This is a genomic window from Exiguobacterium sp. UBA3491, from assembly GCF_002377745.1.
In the GTDB taxonomy this organism is placed as follows: domain Bacteria; phylum Bacillota; class Bacilli; order Exiguobacteriales; family Exiguobacteriaceae; genus Exiguobacterium_A.
In genome coordinates this window covers 131,187-147,528 of the sequence record NZ_DFQK01000030.1, presented here as the reverse complement: position 1 = coordinate 147,528, position 16,342 = coordinate 131,187, and the positions used below count along the sequence as shown (strand labels likewise).

Genomic DNA, 16,342 nt, shown 5'->3' with positions numbered 1-16,342 from the left:
GCCCAGTCAGAATCATACCGAAAGCCCGCTTCTCCTTTAAAGGGAAAGCGGGCTTTTTTATTATTTCTTTATCTCATCCTCTGTGACCCATTTATGGTTTTTCACCATCTCTCCACCGTCCGTCGGTTCATAGTTCACCATGTAGACCGTCGTTTCCGTTACTTCATCAATCGTCGCTTTTGCTCCATCCATACCTTTCATATGATCCGCCTTGACAGTCGTTTCATCACCAACTTGCAGTGGCTTAGTTGGAACGGGATCGAGTTCTTCCTGAATGACCCATTTATGATTTTTCACCATCTTTCCACCAGTAGTCGGTTTGTAACTGATCGCATAGACGACGGTATCGTAAGCTCCCGCAATCGTTGCTTTAGCTCCGTCCATACCGTCCATATGATCCGTCGTCAACGTGACGTTGCTTCCTTTCGGATAAGTCGGATTACTGGCTTCCTTTAAACCGGATGGTAGCTTTCCGTCGCTCGAATGCTNNGAATGCATCATATCTCCATGAGACATATCGTGTGAGTCACTATTACTTCCATCGTCATTTGAAGCGGATCCACATGCACCGAGCCAAAGCGTAGAACTAAGAGCAAGTACAGTTAACGTCAATGATTTTTTCATATTAAAACCCTCCTGAAGTCATTAGTCTTTTTTACTATACCGAGCGTATGTGCAAATCGTGTGCAGATGAAGTGACAGTTTCGTTTATCGGCAGTGATTATGTTTTTTTCGCTATACTAAAATGGAGAGATAAGGAGGGAAACGTCATGCGTCGTATTTCATACTCGGTCGGAGGAATCGTTCTTGCGGCATTTTTAATTTGTGGCAGTGTATTGTTCGGGACGTTGTATTATCAGTTGTCTCAAATACGAACGCAGGAAGTGGTGGATGGTTTGCTGAACCGAGGGAATACCCATCGTGATGTCCTGGTCGATTCCTACGACCAAACGACGATGCGTCATGTCAGTATGATGGAAGCGAACTCATCCTTTACTGTCGTGATCACCGATGCAAGAGGGAAACAACTCGAAGCATCACGTCCTTTGACGAGTGAGATGAGACGTGTATTACAACATACAGATTTTGATTATCGTCAACGAGGAAAAATCGTAACGATGCGTAACTTTTTAATGACGGACAGTCCCATCACCATTGACGGGAAACATCGTGGTCATGTCTTCATGTTCGCTTCTAAAGCAATCGTAGATCACGTACTTGATCCGTTGAAACAGCAGTTTTTCCAAGTGGGTCTGCTCGCACTATTACTAGCAGGTGCGGCAAGCATTTGGACGACCCGAATCATTTCTCGTCCGTTGATTCAGATGGAAAAAGCGACGGCGCGTCTATTGGATGGGGAAAGTGGAGAGTTGCCAATTGATCGACAAGACGAACTGGGACAATTGGCGCGTTCGATTCAGCAATTAAAACAGGATCTCGATTTTTTGAATCGAGAACGATCCGAATTTTTAGCAAGCGTATCTCATGAACTACGCACACCATTGACATATATAAAGGGATACGCGGATATTCTCGAACGCCAAACGTTGACGCCGGATGAACGACGACGCTACATCACGATCATTCGAGAAGAAAGTCAGCAAATGAATGAATGGATTGAACAATTATTTTGGCTGGCACGAATTGATGCCAATGCTTTTATGATGGAACGAAAACCTGTCGATGTCGAAGACTTGATTCATCAAGTGATACGATTGATGCGCCTGGACATCGAACAAGAAAATATTTCGTTCGAGATAGAAGGTGAGCGATTAGAAGTGATAGGTGACGCTCAGCAGCTCCGTCAGATGATCGTGAATATCATTGAAAATGCACGTCGACATACGACGTCGGGAACAATCATCGTTCGTTATGGTGTCAACGCAGTAGGGGCTTTCATTCAAATCGAAGATACAGGAGAAGGGATTGCTGCAGAATCTTTACCTCATGTAACGAAACGGCTCTACCGAACGGAAGCATCTCGTTCTCGAAAACATGGAGGAACTGGAATCGGACTCTCCATCGTTGAAGCAATTGCGCAGACACATGGAGCAGAATTGAACATCAAGAGTCAGCTTGGACATGGAACACAAGTGACACTGCAGTGGAAGGAGAAATGAAATGCCGCATGTATTGATTGTAGATGATGAACCGAGAATGCTTGAACTGTTAAAATTGTATATTCAGCCGTATGGGTACACGTGTCAGCTTGTGGATTCTGCGCAACAAGCTCTTGACCTCTGCCGTCAGCACGTATTCGACCTGATTTTAATGGATGTCATGATGCCAGATATGGACGGATGGACATGTTGTCGTCTCATTCGAAAACACTCTAACATCCCGATCTTGATGGTTACGGCACGGAATCAGCGGGAAGACATCATTCGAACACGGGAAGTAGGGGCGAATGATTACATATCAAAGCCGATTCAAGAAGGAGAACTGATCGGACGAATGGAAGTTTTATTACAGCAACAGTATGATGGTCTATCCTATGACCGGGAAAGCTATCGTTGTTGTTACCTCCAACAAACGATTTCGTTAACGAAGACGGAGTTTGAATTGTTAGGTGTATTTTTAGATTCTCCACGACGTGTTTGGACACGGGATCAGCTGACGACGATGTTATGGGGAGCGGAAGCGTCTGTAGACGAGCGGACAATCGACTCGCATATCAGACATTTAAGAGAAAAACTACGTGTTTGCGGTTTTCCAATCGAACAGCATCTGGAAACGGTTCGCGGAATCGGATACCGCTGGATACACTAGTAAGAAGGAGATTCAAACATGACGACACTGTATTTCGTACGGCACGCACATTCGACATACTCACCGGATGAACGGAGACGTCCACTTTCCGATAAAGGACAGGCAGATGCGAGACGTTTACTTGAAACGTTTCAAGAAATTCCAGTCGACAGATTCTATAGTAGTACGTATCAGCGGGCGATCGAGACGGTTGCACCGCTCGCGGAGGCACGTCGACAACCAATTATTGAGGTAGAAGAACTAAGAGAGCGATTACTAGCACCTGGAGAGCTTGACGGTTTTCAGGAGGCGGTTATGTATGTATGGCAACATCCGAACGATAATCCATTCGGGGGCGAAACGAACAAAGAAGCAGCGCAACGCATTCGGCAATTCATCGATGAACTGGTGGAGAAGCATTCCGACGAAATAGTTGTTCTTGGAACACATGGAAACATTATGGTGTTACTTCTCGAAACATTCGATCCGACATTTGATTATACATTTTGGAAATCCTTACCGATGCCAGCCGTGTGCCGGATGGAAGTGAAATCAGGAGGAGAGGTAGATATTCACGTCGTACCACTTTTGACGAATGTAAAGTAAAAAAGAGGCGGAACTGATGAGTAAATCAGTTTCCGTCTCTTTTGTAATCAAAGAAATCTTAAGGCGTAGGAATAGCACCTTCATGTTTTCGGATCAAATCAGCTGTTAATTGACCGGATAAGGTGACCATCGGCACACCGCCGCCTGGGTGTGTAGAACCACCAACGAAATAAAGTCCTTCGTATAAGTCGCTCTTCGATGGAATCTTGAATCCACCATTTTTCTTCCGATCGGCTGCGACACCATAAATCGATCCACCGTTTGGACCATATAAGTCCTTCAGATCTTCTGGGGTGAAGCGATATTCAAACTCGATTGATTCCCGAAGACCGTAAAGTCCCATTCGTTCGAGTTTATCAAGAACAACTTCACGATAAGCATCCCAGTCGACCTCGCCTTTTTGGAGTGTTAGAGGAGGGACATGCGTCAAGACGAACAGATTATCTTTTCCATCGGGCGCTTGCGAAGCATCAGATTTCGACGAGACCCCGACATAAATCGTCGGATCCTCAGGAGGCGTTCCTTCTTTGAACATTTGAGCGAATTCGCGCTCTGGATTTTCTGAGAAAAAGAAGTTGTGATGTGCTAGTCCACTGTATTCACGGTTCACACCAAGTAATAATACGAGTCCAGAAACAGAGGGAGCAAACGATGCCTGTAATTTTTTTGCCCGCTTCCGGGCTTTTTTCTCAGGTACGATTCGTTCGTAAGTCGGGATGACCTCAAGATTTGAGACGACGATGTCGGCTGCATGGAACGTACCATTCGAAAGGACACCAACTGCTTTTTTATTTTCAAGGACGATTTGTTCAACCGGTGAGTTGAGATGCACCGTGACGCGGAGCTCGTCAAGCAATCGTTTCATAGCACGCGCGATTTGATACATCCCGCCCTTAACATAATAGATGCCAAGTCCCATCTGTACATAAATCATTTGATTGAAGACGGCTGGCGCTTGATAAGGGTTGGAACCGACATACATGACCATGTAGTTGAACAGCTGTTCGAGATACGGATCATTGAGGTGTTTTTTTGTTCCGGTCGCGACGGTGTTCATCGGGTCCATCTTTAATAAATCAGACATCGTATGGTATTTTTTTAAGTCCTTTAAATCTTCGAGACTGTATTTATAAAAGCTGTCGAGACATAAGTCATACATTTGTTTTGAGTACCGGAACAATTCGACGAAATCCGCTCGTGACGAAATTTGCTCGACTTCTTCAAGCATTCCGGGTAAGTCACCTTTGACGTCGATTTTTGTCCCGTCTTCAAAAAAAGTACGCCATTGCGGTTCAATGCGTTCGATTTCTAAGTAATCATCTAAGTTACGATGAACACTTGAGAAGAGTTGTTCGAGTACCCACGGCATCGTTAAAATCGATGGACCAGTATCAAAAGTAAATCCTTTCCCGCTGCGCTGATTTAGTTTCCCACCGACGTTTGCATTTTTTTCAAGCATCGTGACTGCGTAACCATCTCCAGCTAAACGAATGGCAGCAGACATACCGGCAAGACCAGCTCCAATGACGATTGCACGTTTCTTCAAATAGATCACTTCTCCTTTTAATAGATGAATGGAATCAAACGTTTTCGTTTTGCAGCCCACATCGTATAGGCAGGTCCGAAACCTTTCGTTAACATCGCTTCCTCGATTCGAATCCGGTAGAGCAAGAAAATGAACATCAGAAGTCCAGAGAGAATGAAAAGTCCGAACTGACCGGTGAACAGGGGGAAGCTCATCGTAATCAACAACAATCCACTATATAACGGGTGACGTAAAAAGCGATAGGGACCGCTACTGACGAGCTGATCACCCGACGCCACGACGACATGACGAGTGAACTGTTGCTTTAAGTGGAGAATTCCCCATAGACGTAAGGAAACACCACACCATAATAAAATGCATGAAAAGATGCGCATGATAGAAGAAACGGTTTCATTCGCAAAGAGGAAAGCGCAGACGATCGTTCCGCTTAGGACAAGGAAAATCAAATAAAAACTCACTTGTTCTGCTGCCCCTGACTTAGACTCGGAGCGATTCCGAAAACGAACCATCTCACCAATCCAGCAGATGCTACCAATACTGAAAATCCATTCCCAAAGTGACACGTACGCTACTCCTTTCTACATCAGAATCATGTTTCGAAAACGCATACATCGTTATTTACCCATTGTAATTCGTCCTTAAGCTACATTTAGAAAACTTCAGAAATACTTCATTTTCATGACAAGCATTCCGAATGAACCCTGTTTGAAAAAAAGAATGGTATTCTAATCTAAAATATGGATGCAGATCCTCATGCATAAAGGAGATATACGATTCATGAAATACATCACGACACTCATCACGACGTTGACATTAACAGCGGCCTGTACATCAGTGTATATACCAACAGTCGAAGCATCGACTTCTACTTATCGGCAAGCCAAGACATCTCTTCATTTACGTCAAGGGACATCAGTCGAGCAACCGAGTCTTGCGGTTATTCCGACGGGGATCTATGTGACGGAACTGTCGAAAGTCGGTACATGGTCAAAAGTACAATATGGTACGAAGATTGGTTATGCGAGTACGAAGTATCTACTGACGGATGAACAAATCGGTGGGAAACGGATCGGTAAGACACTCATCGCGAATAAGAACTTAGCACTCCGTTCGACGTACGCTCCTGGAGAGAATCAGCAAGCGCGTACAGCTTTTGAGAAAATGCGCTTGGCAGCAAAAAAAGAGGGGATTACGCTGGTCGCATTTAGTACATACCGTTCGTACGCTTACCAAAAGGCATTGTTTGATAAATATGTCGCGCGAGATGGATATGAAAAAGCGAGTACTTATAGTGCGGAGCCAGGAAAAAGCGAACATCAGACAGGACTCGCTTTTGATATAGGGGGAGCAGATTCTTCTAAATACGCGATGTTCAGTTTTGCGAAGACGAAAGAGGCGAAATGGCTGTTCGCGAATGCGCACCGGTATGGTTTCCATCTTCGTTATCCATCTGGTAAAGAATCGTGGACAGGTTATACGTATGAAAGCTGGCACTACCGTTATGTAGGGGCGACGCTTGCTGCTCGCCTGAAACTCAGTGGGTTGACAATGGAAGAGTATTTTCATCTTGCTCCTTGGAAACCAGTAAAGACTTCGACATCTTAAAACATGATAAATAGAGGGTGTTGGATTCATCTATTATTCGTCTTGAATGAAAGAGATGGACTGTTTGACAATGACCGGCATGCTGATTGGTAGCTGAACATGACGGTACATTGGAGCAGACGGATGAACCGTTGGAATCATAAGCCTCACACTATAAAAAGCCCATCGCAATCCAAGCGATGGGCTTTTTTGATGTTCACTTAATTGGTTGTTCGTTCTTTTTTCGCTTTTTTGAAGAAGAACAGTTCATAGACGACTGGAACAATGATGAGTGTTAACAACGTAGATGTCGTTAACCCCCCAATAACTGTTAGGGCGAGACCTTTTGAGATCAATGTCCCTGAAGAAGTTGTTAATGCGAGTGGTACTAATGCCATGATCGTTGCGAATGCGGTCATCAGGATTGGACGCAATCGTGTTTTACCCGCTTCAATCAATGATTCGCGAATCGGCATACCACGTCCGACGTTTTGACCGATGCGGTCTACGAGAACGATTGCGTTCGTGGTGACGATTCCGATCAACATCAAGAAGCCGATCATGACACTGACAGACAATGGTTCATTCGCAAGGAAGAGCGTGACGAGTGAACCGATTGGAACAAAGATCAGAGAGGACAAGATGATGAACGGAATTCGTGCTTTTCCGAACGTAATCAACATTGTCAGGTAAACAAGTCCGATTGCAACGACAATCGCAATTCCGAGTGATTGGAAGATTTCGACTGTATCATCATTCCCACCACCACTTGTCAACGAGACACCGTCTGGTAAATTAATTTTTTCGACCTCTGTTTTTACAGCATTAGAAACGTTTTGTACGTCGTCTCCTTTAACTTGTCCGGAAACGCGAGCATATACTTTTCCGTCGAGCTTTTGAATTGATGTGAAGGTCTCGACTTCTTTGACGGTCGCGACATCTTTTAGAGCAACAGGACCGTTTGCTGAGAACAGTTGGACGTCTTCGAGATCTTTCTTCGAAACGAGTCCTTTTTCATAAGACAATTGTACATTTTGATCTTTATTATCAAGATTCAACGTGCCAACAGTAACAGGCTTCGTTTGATCATTGACGGTCCCGAGAATCTGGAAGCCGGATAGTCCACGATCACTTGCTTTTTCAGGATCGATTTCAACGAGGAATTGCTTTTGTTTTTCGCTGAAGTTGTTTGTGATATATTTTAAATCACTATTTTTGGACATATTATCCTCGACTAATTTCGCAGCTTTTTGAAGCGCTTCGAGATCGTTCGAGAACAGGTCGACATCGACGTTGTTGTTCGACGGAGGACCACCTGTTGATAATTCAGCTACGCTGATTTTGACATTGACGTTTTCCTCTTGAGCGATGTCCTCCATCTGTGTCTCAAGTGATTTGATCGTTTTCTCGACGTTTACGCCGTCCTTCAGGTTCAAGAAATAACTTGCTTTATTATCGAGACGTAAGCCTGTCGTAAAGTCTCGTGCTCCGACAGACGTCGTGACGTCAGCGATTGCTTGTTCTTTATCAAACATCTTTTCCATCTCAAATGAGACGTCGCTCGTTTTCTCGAGCGATGTGGCAGCCGGAAGTTCAAGCGATGCCGTTAGTGTCTTTGAGGCTTCGTTCGGAATGAACGTAAAGCCGAGACGTGGAACGATCGCTAGAGAACCGCCGAGAAGAATGAACGATACAATTAAGATCGTCGCCTTATGCGAGAGTGACTTTTCAATCAGCTTGCCATACCACCGTTGAAGAGCATCTTCTTTTTCTTCTGCTGGAACCTTCTTAAAGGCAAATTTCGCAAGAATCGGTACGATCGTGATCGCAACGAGTAGTGAAGCAAGTAATGAGAAAATAATTGTCAAAGCAAACGGTAAGAAGAACTTACCAGTGATTCCACCGACGAATCCGATTGGCAGGAAGACGACGACGGTCGTTAGCGTCGATGACGTGATTGCTTTTAGAATCTCTTTTGTCGATTGTTCGATGATCTCATCCGTCATACCGGATTCGGATTTTCGAACACGCCGGAAGATGTTCTCGATAACGACGATACTATCATCAACGACACGACCGACCGCAACGGCCATCCCGCCAAGTGTCATGATGTTCAGAGAAATATCTTGCCAGTTCAAGAAGATAGCAGCAATGAGTAACGATAAAGGAATCGAGACGATGGCAATGATCGTTGCGCGAATATTTCGTAAGAACAAGAGTACAGCGAGAGAGGCAAAGAGGGCACCAAGTAATCCTTCTTTGACGAGTGTCGCGACGGATTCCTCGATATCCTTCGCTGAATCGATCCCAATCGTATAGTCGACTTGATCGTCATATTTATTAAGGATCTTCGTGACTTCATCTGCGATTTCGACCGTATTGGCATCTTGTTTTTTCGTGATTGCCATCGATAAGGAATCTTTTAAATCGTAACGTGTTTTTTCGCTTTGTTGCGAGACTGCTTCGATTTTTGCAATATCTTCTAGACGAATCGGTTCTGCAGGTTCAGACGCCTGATCTGTAGCTGCTCCACCTGTTGTACTTGGTGGTCCTTGTGTTGCACCTTGTGGTGGACCGCCAGCAGATGAACCACCTGTTTGATCGCTACTAGCTGAACTAGTCGCACCTGCAACGGGTGTCAATTGTAGATTTTTTAGTTTATCTAGATTTTCTAGTTTTTCCTCAACGCGAATCGGTATTTTTGAATCGTTTTCTGATAGCTGACCAGATGGGAACGAGACATACTTTCCGTTGATTTGTTCCTTGATGCTCGTGAGCGAAAGACCCGCTTTCGTCGCTTTCTGATTATCGACGGTGATTTGAACGAGATCATCTTTGTAGCCACCAACGGAAACGCTATTGATTCCTGGAATCTTATTAAGTTCAGGTTCGATATCGTCCTTGAGGATTTTTTCGATGTCTTTACCATCCTTACTAAAGAAAGAGATATTATAGATTGGGAACGATCCAAAGGACAGACGATTTAATTTCGTTGTTGCTTCCTCTGGTAGATTCGCATCTTGGATTGCAGCATCAATCTGTTGTTCGACTTTATCCATATCAGTATCGAACGGGAATTCGATGTTTAAGATACCGATGCTTTCATAAGAAGAGCTTGTCAGCTTAGTAGCTCCTTCGATTCCTTTCAAGGCAGTTTCAAGCTTCGAGACGACTTGTTTATCGACATCGTCGGGCGAAGCACCAGGATATACTGCTTCAACAGAGATTTGAGGAAATTCGATTTCTGGGAACTGATCGACTTTTAATTTCGAGAAAGAATAGACGCCTCCTAAAACTAAAAGAATGGCGATGATGAAAACAGCCACCGAATTCTTTAAACTGAATCGGGTTAAAAAGTTCATATGAACACTCCTTTCGTTTATATGTGCTTATTTACATAGTAGAGGACACTCATAGAACCCGCAACTTTAAAACTGTTTTATTCAAAAAGATCTTTTTGAAAAAAGATAATTTTTTTTGTTAAAAAGGCTTTACACCTTTCGATATGCTGCTATAATAAAAATATACCCAGTAACAACACAGCATGATTCTGTAGCTCAGCTGGGAGAGCGCTACCTTGACAGGGTAGAGGTCGCTGGTTCGAGCCCAGTCAGAATCATACCGAAATCGTTCCTTTTCGAAGGAACGATTTTTTTTTGCATTAAAAAAACTATTCCCGAAATCAATCAGGAATAGTTGGAAGGTAGAGATATTATTTTATTGGATTTCGAGATGAAGATCGCCACGCTTCGTCCAGCCTGCGACAGTCGTCAATCGATAGAAGACGAGTGTCAAGACGCCAGGTAAAACGACACCAGTCAAGAAGAAGATAAGGAACGCCTGAGGACCTTGGTTGACGAAGATATTGAGTGGCGCAATCATCGAATTTAAACCGAGTCCAGCGAGTTCATATGGTACTTTCAAAGAGAGAAGAAGCGTCGCTACAGGAGCTGAAATCATCGCTGCGAGAAACGGTGCAACGACAAGACGTGGATTTTTAACGATATTCGGGAATTGTACTTTAGGTGTGACAAAGAAAGAAGCAATCAAACCACCGGGATCCGTCTGACGATATGCCATCAATGTGAAGCCAACGAATTGAGCGGAACAGCCAATGAGTGCAGCGGCACTTGCTACAGGATCAAGCTGCAAAGCGATAGCGAGTGCAGCGGACGAAGCGGGAGACATCAATAAGACACTAAAGATGAGTGCAATGACAAGAGATGTAGCAATAGGAGACGATTCGACTGAAGCGGTGATCATAGCGCTGAATTTTGTAAGGAGTGGTGTCGTTACGGCAGCAGCACCGATACCAGTGATACCACCGGCAAGCACAGCACTCATCGGGATGACCATCATGTCAAATTTCGTTTTTCCAGTCATGCGTTTTCCAACGTATACAGCGACCGCAGCTGCGAGTAATGCACTGATTGGCTGACCGGGGGCAAGAACGAGTCCAGAAGCAGTCGATTGAAGCGCAGCACCACCAATCGTCGCTGCGATCATCGCGCTGAACAGGACAAGTGTGTTTCCTCCGAGCTGAAAGGCGATACCGGCACCGAGTGCAGGAGCAAGCAGTACTTTTGCGACGCCGCCAATCGTCAGTAGCATTTGGATATGTAAAAAATTGCCGAGCGTCTCAATCAGGAGTCCGACACCGAGTGTTACAAGAACGGCATTCGCCATTCCAGCTGATACTTTTACCATTCGATCCATCGCATATTCTTTCAACGTTGTCATCCTCTCTCTATCTATCTCTATTTTTTGCCATGAAAAAAGCCTATCCATTTTTGGGATAGGCGCCACTCATTCTGTGCGGGCGCCTCATTCGATGCATCGAAAGGAGGGCCCAAAAATCATTTCCGTTTCATCATCGGAAAAGTTTTCAGTCCCTCATGCATAGAATAATCAGTCGTCCGGCTTGGTTAAATGGCTGTTGCGTCGGAATCATTCAATCGTGCCCCTCTCTGTGAATTTTTCTAAGCCTAACATGCTTCTGATCAATAATCAATATTTTCTGACAATTTATTTTTTCTCTAAATCTAATAGGAATTTACGCTATCATCGGGAAATCCTAATGTACTAACAATGGAGGCGTTTACATGAAAGTAATGATTTTTACAGATATTCACGGGAATGCTTCAGCATTGCGTGCCGTGTTGTCCTACCTCGATCAGTCTTCAGACATCGATGCTGTATATTGTCTCGGTGATCTCGTCGGTATCGGACCTGAACATAATGAGGTCATCAATTTGTTAAGGCAGCGGCCTGATATTCAGACGATTTCTGGAAACCATGATGAATGCGTCCTTGCTTTGATTCATGGGGATGTTTATCCCGCTAGTTACCAACATGCGAAAGAGCACCATCAATGGATTGCAGATTCATTGACGCAGGAGAATCAGAGTTATTTGGAGCGTTTACCGCGTGTATTGAATGTCACCCATCAGGAACAAACGATGTATCTGACACATTATGCCTATGCCGATCAGACGAAGAAAATCGGTGAGGAACCCTTAAAGCCAGCAGTGGATGGAACGAAAGAAAACTTACCCGTCCTTTTTTCCGGAAATGAGGCGCGAATCATTGGCTTTGGTCACCACCATCCAGCACAACAAGTTGAGACGGATCAAACGCTGTACATCAACCCTGGAGCGATCGGGTGTCAGGAAACAGCTCTTGCCCCAGTAGCAATCCTCACTTTAGAAAAAGGACAAGTTCGTTCGGAAATCCTGACGATTCCTTACGATGACCGCCCATTTCTAAATGTACTCAATACAACAGAAATGCCGGAACGTGAATTGATGCGACGTCTCTTCTTCGGAAATAGATCATGAAAAAAACCTTCATGAATAGATCATGAAGGAAGTCGATCATGCAGACAGTTTCGTCATGATTGAGACGAGGCAGACGATAATCAGTAACAGGATACCGATATTTCGTTTCAACGAGTGGCGTGACCAGTAGAAGAATAGTGCAAGTACAGGGGCCACGAAAAAGGCAAGAACAAGACTGATCAGTGTTGCAAGAAATAAAACAAATATCCAGAGCTTGCTCGTTGTCCGGTAAACCTGCCACATGTCGTAAAGCGACATAAGTGTATAAGCGAGTAATACAAAGATGATTCCGGTCGATAAACTCAAAACGATCATCACTCCATTCCTTTTTTAGTATAAGGGAAGGAGCAAAGATGACTATATGTCTTGCAGGAAAAAACGTGACGAATCGATGAACGTACGACTAAACGCTGTAATGAAGGATAAGGAGAGGACATTCATGTCAGATATGTATCGCCGTTTTTTCTGTTTCCAGATATTTTAATCATGCTTGTATTACTGATCGGAATAAGTGGGTATATCATCGCGCAACCATTCAGTTGGTCCATGTTGCTATTCTTTTGCATCGGATTGATCGTCTTTAGTTTTAGTGAATATTTCACCCATCGTTTTTTGTTTCATCTACCACCACCGAAGAACGTGTTCGGACGAAAGTTGTTGAAACGACTCCATTACGATCATCATGCGCATCCGAATGAACTGCATCTGTTATTTTTACCAGTATGGTATTCCTTGCCGAATCTCGGATTTTTTGCGGTGGTGACATATCTTCTGACGCAGTCTGTCGTATTGACAGCTGCAGCTGCAAGTGGATTGATCGTCATGTTACTTGTTTACGAGTGGAAGCATTATGTGGCGCATGTTCCGCTAAAGCCGAGAACACGCTTTGGGAAATGGATGAAAAAGACGCATCTGTTACATCACTTCAAAAATGAACATTATTGGTTCGGTGTATCCAATCCGGTAGGAGATTGGTTATTTGGAACGCTGAAGGATGAAAAAACAGTCTTATCTAGCCAAACGGCACGTGATTTAGAAAAAGAATTGGATAATAAAAAACCGCCGATCCATTGATCAGCGGTTTTTTATTCACAGAACGCGCAACATGGCACGTCGAATCGTATCGAGTTCAAGTGGACGCGCAATCGATGGCCATTCGGCGATCAACGCGATATACGTTCGAAAGATCAGGAAGGCCGTGACATCGACCGGTATGTCGCGATCGTCTTGACCAAGACGAGTCTCAAGTAATGTCTTGATATATTCGACGACATGTCGTTCAATCCGCATCCGTAATTCCTGCATCTCTTGTAATTTTAAGTTGCGTGTTTCTTCGATGATTTGAAGAATGAATAAGTGTTGTTGCTGATGATAGGCGATGGCGTCGATCATTGCTTGTTTATTTTCTTCTACGGTCGCCTGTTCGACGTAAGCGCGTTCTGCTTCTTCTTTCATCTCTTGCAACACACGTGTTACGAGTGATTCAAACAGATTGAGTTTACTTTCGAACAATTGATAGACGGTTGGTTTTCCGACATGAGCGCGTCGGGCGACACGCTCGATCGTCGTTCCCTTATAACCGAGTTCTGAAAAGCAAGCCATTGCTGAGTCGAGTATCAAAGTTTCTTTATCAGACTGTGTCATGTTGTTTTCGTCTCGCTTTCGTTGAGAGTAGAATCCGTTTGGCTCCGAGCCCTCCAACGAAGCAGATGATTAATGCGACGACTAATATGGTCGCAAGGACTTGACTATTGGATACGAGGACATCCGTCACACCGAGTCCAAGCGCTTCGCGGAATCCACCGACCGAATATGTCATCGGTAAGAAAGCGTGAATCGCTTGGAAGAACCCTGGCGTCATTTCGACAGGGAACGTTCCACCACTACCACCGATTTGAAGAAGGAGTAGTAAGAAGGCAAGGAACTGTCCGACGCGACCGAGTAGCATCGCGAGCGTGAACAGAATGGTAATGAACGTCATACCTGTCAAGGCAGCGAATCCATAGAGCGCAGGGACACTCGCGACATCAGCATCCAGCACATAGACGATGGCTGTGGCCGCTGCGACACCTTGTAATGCGCCAATCGGTAAGATAAGTGATAATTTACCGACGAGGAAGCGCCATGTCAGACTCTCACCATGTTCGGGACGAATCTGATAGACCGAAGAGAACATCAAGGCACCTGCGAACAAGGCAATACTAAGGATATAAGCTGATAAACCAGAACCGTAATTGTTGACAGTCGAATAGTCATGTTCTTTTAAGACGACGGGTTCTGCTAGCATATTATCCCGCTCTTTTGTCGGCTTGACCGTCGCGTCTTTAGCTCCTTTGCTGAGCTCATCCTTCAGTGTTTTAGCTCCATCTTCAAGTTTCGTGTTGGCATCCGCGATTTTTGAAGCACCCTCGGTCGTTTTGCCGATACCATCTGTAATCGTAGAAGAACCAGATGCCAATTGTCCTAATCCGTTATTCAACGCGCTAGCCCCAGCTTGAAGTTGATGTGTACCATCTGACAGTTGGTTCGCGCCGTCAGCTAGTTGGGCACCGCCTGTTGCGGCTTTATGCACACCCGCAGTATACTGACCGAGTTTTTCATTGAACGTCTGTTGTCCACTAGCTAATTGTTGTGCGCCAGACTCGACTTGTTTCGCACCATCGACGAGCTTCAATTGTCCAGCGTTTAGTTGCGATACAGCAGACTGGACTTGCTGACCACCTGCGGCGAGTTGACCGATTTTCTTCGTTGCTTCTGTTGCTTGAGCAAGACTCTGATCAATTGCACCTTCTTGGGCAGCAAGACTTTGAATATTTTCTTCTAATGAACCAATAGAACCGAGTAATGTTTGTTTTTCTTCATCTGATAACTGTTCAGAAGCAGAAATAACTTCTTTTAGTTGAGCGACGTTTGCCTCAAGTGCTTGGCGACGGGCCCGTAAGTCCTGTTTCGCCTGTTCAGCATCTTGATTGAGTTGTGTTAAAAAGGCATTCGCAGCTTGTGCTTTTTCATCCAATTGATTTAATCCGTCCGTCAACTGAGGAATTTTTTCATTAAGCTGAGCAGTACCCGCAGCCAGTTGTTCTGCCCCTTGGCGTATCTGTGTTGAGCCACCGCTGAGTTTTGTTGCGCCTTCTTGAAGTTGCGCGGCACCTGCCTGTAACTTGCCACCGTTTTCATCGAGTGTGTTCAATCCAGAAGATAGCTCACCCGTTTTTTGAGCGAAGAGGGTGGTCTTTTCGTCGAGTGTCGTGACACCATCACTCAGTTTTTTCGAACCTTGATTCGCTTCCCCGAGTTTTTCGGACAGTGTCAGACTGCCATCTGCGAGTTTTCCAAGATTTGTTGCTAGTGTTCTAGCGCCATCCGCTGTTTTATGGTTACCGTCCTCGAGTTTAGAGGAACCGTCCGACGCTTTTTCCATTCCGTTTGCGATTTTCTTTAACGCACCGAATATAGCACTACTATATTGTTTCGTAACGGATTTTCGGATTTTTTCGTTTAACTGTTTTGCGGCAGTACTCGAAATTTGTGTTCCCGAGTAGTTTTTCGCTGGATTCAAGTAATATTCTAACTCAATCTTCTTCGGGTGATCATCGAGTAGTGTCGTTGCATTTTTAGAAAAATTCTTTGGAATGACGACTGTCATGTAGACTTTTCCGTCACGCAATTCTTTCTCTGCCTTATCCTGAGACAAGAACTGCCAATCAAAATCATCATTTTTTTTGAGTTTATCGACGAATTGATCCCCGATGTCGACTTTCTCTCCTTTAAACTTTGTCGCCTGATCTTCGTTGACGATAGCTACCTTAATATCTTCTGTACGACCGTACGGGTCCCAGAATGCAGATAAGAAGATGGAGTTGTAAAGAAACGGTACGAGGATGAGGGCGAGAATGACGACGATCATCATCGGACTCTTCAATTTCTTCCATTCTGAGCGAAACATAAATACAAATCCCCTTTCTAAAACTCAAAACTAATTTGAGTTTTAGGTTTTGATGAGATTTACTTTACTCTC

14 protein-coding genes and 1 tRNA gene are annotated in these 16,342 nt (G+C 44.5%); 7 read left to right on the top strand and 8 right to left on the bottom strand.

Annotation, left to right across the window (positions count from 1 at the left end; translation table 11 throughout):
• Positions 1–60 precede the first annotated feature (60 nt).
• A complete protein-coding gene (locus tag B4F99_RS12010) occupies positions 61–624 on the bottom strand; it encodes a YdhK family protein (RefSeq protein ID WP_290758210.1) in 564 nt (187 codons plus the stop codon).
• A 146-nt stretch (positions 625–770) separates the two neighbouring features.
• Between B4F99_RS12010 and B4F99_RS12005 the strand changes: the two genes are divergently transcribed.
• The 3 genes from B4F99_RS12005 to B4F99_RS11995 are packed head-to-tail and all read left to right on the top strand — an operon-like array spanning position 771 to position 3,354.
• Positions 771–2,120: a sensor histidine kinase gene (locus B4F99_RS12005; RefSeq protein ID WP_290758207.1), complete on the top strand. Its 1,350-nt coding sequence runs from the start codon at positions 771–773 to the stop codon at positions 2,118–2,120.
• A gap of 1 nt (position 2,121) precedes the next feature.
• Positions 2,122–2,769 carry a response regulator transcription factor gene (locus B4F99_RS12000; RefSeq protein WP_214856411.1) on the top strand — a complete coding sequence of 216 codons (648 nt, stop codon included), beginning with the start codon at positions 2,122–2,124 and terminating at the stop codon, positions 2,767–2,769.
• A gap of 18 nt (positions 2,770–2,787) precedes the next feature.
• Positions 2,788–3,354, top strand: a complete 567-nt coding sequence (locus B4F99_RS11995; RefSeq protein ID WP_290758203.1) for a histidine phosphatase family protein — start codon at positions 2,788–2,790, stop codon at positions 3,352–3,354.
• 58 nt (positions 3,355–3,412) lie between these two features.
• Here B4F99_RS11995 and B4F99_RS11990 read toward each other — a convergent pair whose 3' ends face one another.
• Entirely contained in the window at positions 3,413–4,900 is a 1,488-nt protein-coding gene (locus tag B4F99_RS11990; RefSeq protein ID WP_214856413.1) for a phytoene desaturase family protein, read from the bottom strand.
• A 17-nt stretch (positions 4,901–4,917) separates the two neighbouring features.
• Positions 4,918–5,463 (bottom strand): methyltransferase family protein, encoded by a 546-nt coding sequence (locus B4F99_RS11985; RefSeq protein WP_290758198.1) that lies wholly within the window; start codon positions 5,461–5,463, stop codon positions 4,918–4,920.
• A gap of 214 nt (positions 5,464–5,677) precedes the next feature.
• Here B4F99_RS11985 and B4F99_RS11980 point away from each other — a divergent pair, with 214 nt between their 5' ends.
• The gene (locus tag B4F99_RS11980) at positions 5,678–6,505 is read left to right on the top strand and encodes a M15 family metallopeptidase (protein ID WP_290758195.1); all 828 of its coding nucleotides are present in this window, start codon (positions 5,678–5,680) and stop codon (positions 6,503–6,505) included.
• A 200-nt stretch (positions 6,506–6,705) separates the two neighbouring features.
• Here the strand turns inward: B4F99_RS11980 and B4F99_RS11975 are convergent, their stop codons facing one another.
• A complete protein-coding gene (locus B4F99_RS11975) occupies positions 6,706–9,846 on the bottom strand; it encodes an efflux RND transporter permease subunit (RefSeq protein WP_290758191.1) in 3,141 nt (1,046 codons plus the stop codon).
• A 184-nt stretch (positions 9,847–10,030) separates the two neighbouring features.
• On the opposite strand from B4F99_RS11975, the gene B4F99_RS11970 reads away from it, so the two are divergent.
• Positions 10,031–10,103 (top strand) — tRNA-Val (locus B4F99_RS11970).
• A gap of 98 nt (positions 10,104–10,201) precedes the next feature.
• On the opposite strand, the gene B4F99_RS11965 is transcribed toward B4F99_RS11970, so the two are convergent.
• Positions 10,202–11,224, bottom strand: coding sequence for a PTS transporter subunit IIC (locus B4F99_RS11965; RefSeq protein WP_035412440.1), 1,023 nt, complete (start codon positions 11,222–11,224; stop codon positions 10,202–10,204).
• Between the two features lie 362 nt (positions 11,225–11,586).
• Between B4F99_RS11965 and B4F99_RS11960 the strand changes: the two genes are divergently transcribed.
• Positions 11,587–12,321 carry a metallophosphoesterase family protein gene (locus B4F99_RS11960; protein WP_035412443.1) on the top strand — a complete coding sequence of 245 codons (735 nt, stop codon included), beginning with the start codon at positions 11,587–11,589 and terminating at the stop codon, positions 12,319–12,321.
• Between the two features lie 36 nt (positions 12,322–12,357).
• Here B4F99_RS11960 and B4F99_RS11955 read toward each other — a convergent pair whose 3' ends face one another.
• Positions 12,358–12,636, bottom strand: a complete 279-nt coding sequence (locus B4F99_RS11955; RefSeq protein ID WP_056063494.1) for a hypothetical protein — start codon at positions 12,634–12,636, stop codon at positions 12,358–12,360.
• 171 nt (positions 12,637–12,807) lie between these two features.
• On the opposite strand from B4F99_RS11955, the gene B4F99_RS11950 reads away from it, so the two are divergent.
• A complete protein-coding gene (locus B4F99_RS11950) occupies positions 12,808–13,395 on the top strand; it encodes a sterol desaturase family protein (protein WP_290758183.1) in 588 nt (195 codons plus the stop codon).
• 15 nt (positions 13,396–13,410) lie between these two features.
• Here the strand turns inward: B4F99_RS11950 and B4F99_RS11945 are convergent, their stop codons facing one another.
• Together B4F99_RS11945 and B4F99_RS11940 are read right to left on the bottom strand one after the other, a co-directional pair.
• Entirely contained in the window at positions 13,411–13,965 is a 555-nt protein-coding gene (locus B4F99_RS11945; protein WP_290758180.1) for a TetR/AcrR family transcriptional regulator, read from the bottom strand.
• The gene (locus tag B4F99_RS11940) at positions 13,952–16,270 is read right to left on the bottom strand and encodes a YhgE/Pip domain-containing protein (protein WP_290758177.1); all 2,319 of its coding nucleotides are present in this window, start codon (positions 16,268–16,270) and stop codon (positions 13,952–13,954) included. The genes B4F99_RS11945 and B4F99_RS11940 overlap by 14 nt, the downstream gene beginning before the upstream one ends.
• Positions 16,271–16,342 lie beyond the last annotated feature (72 nt).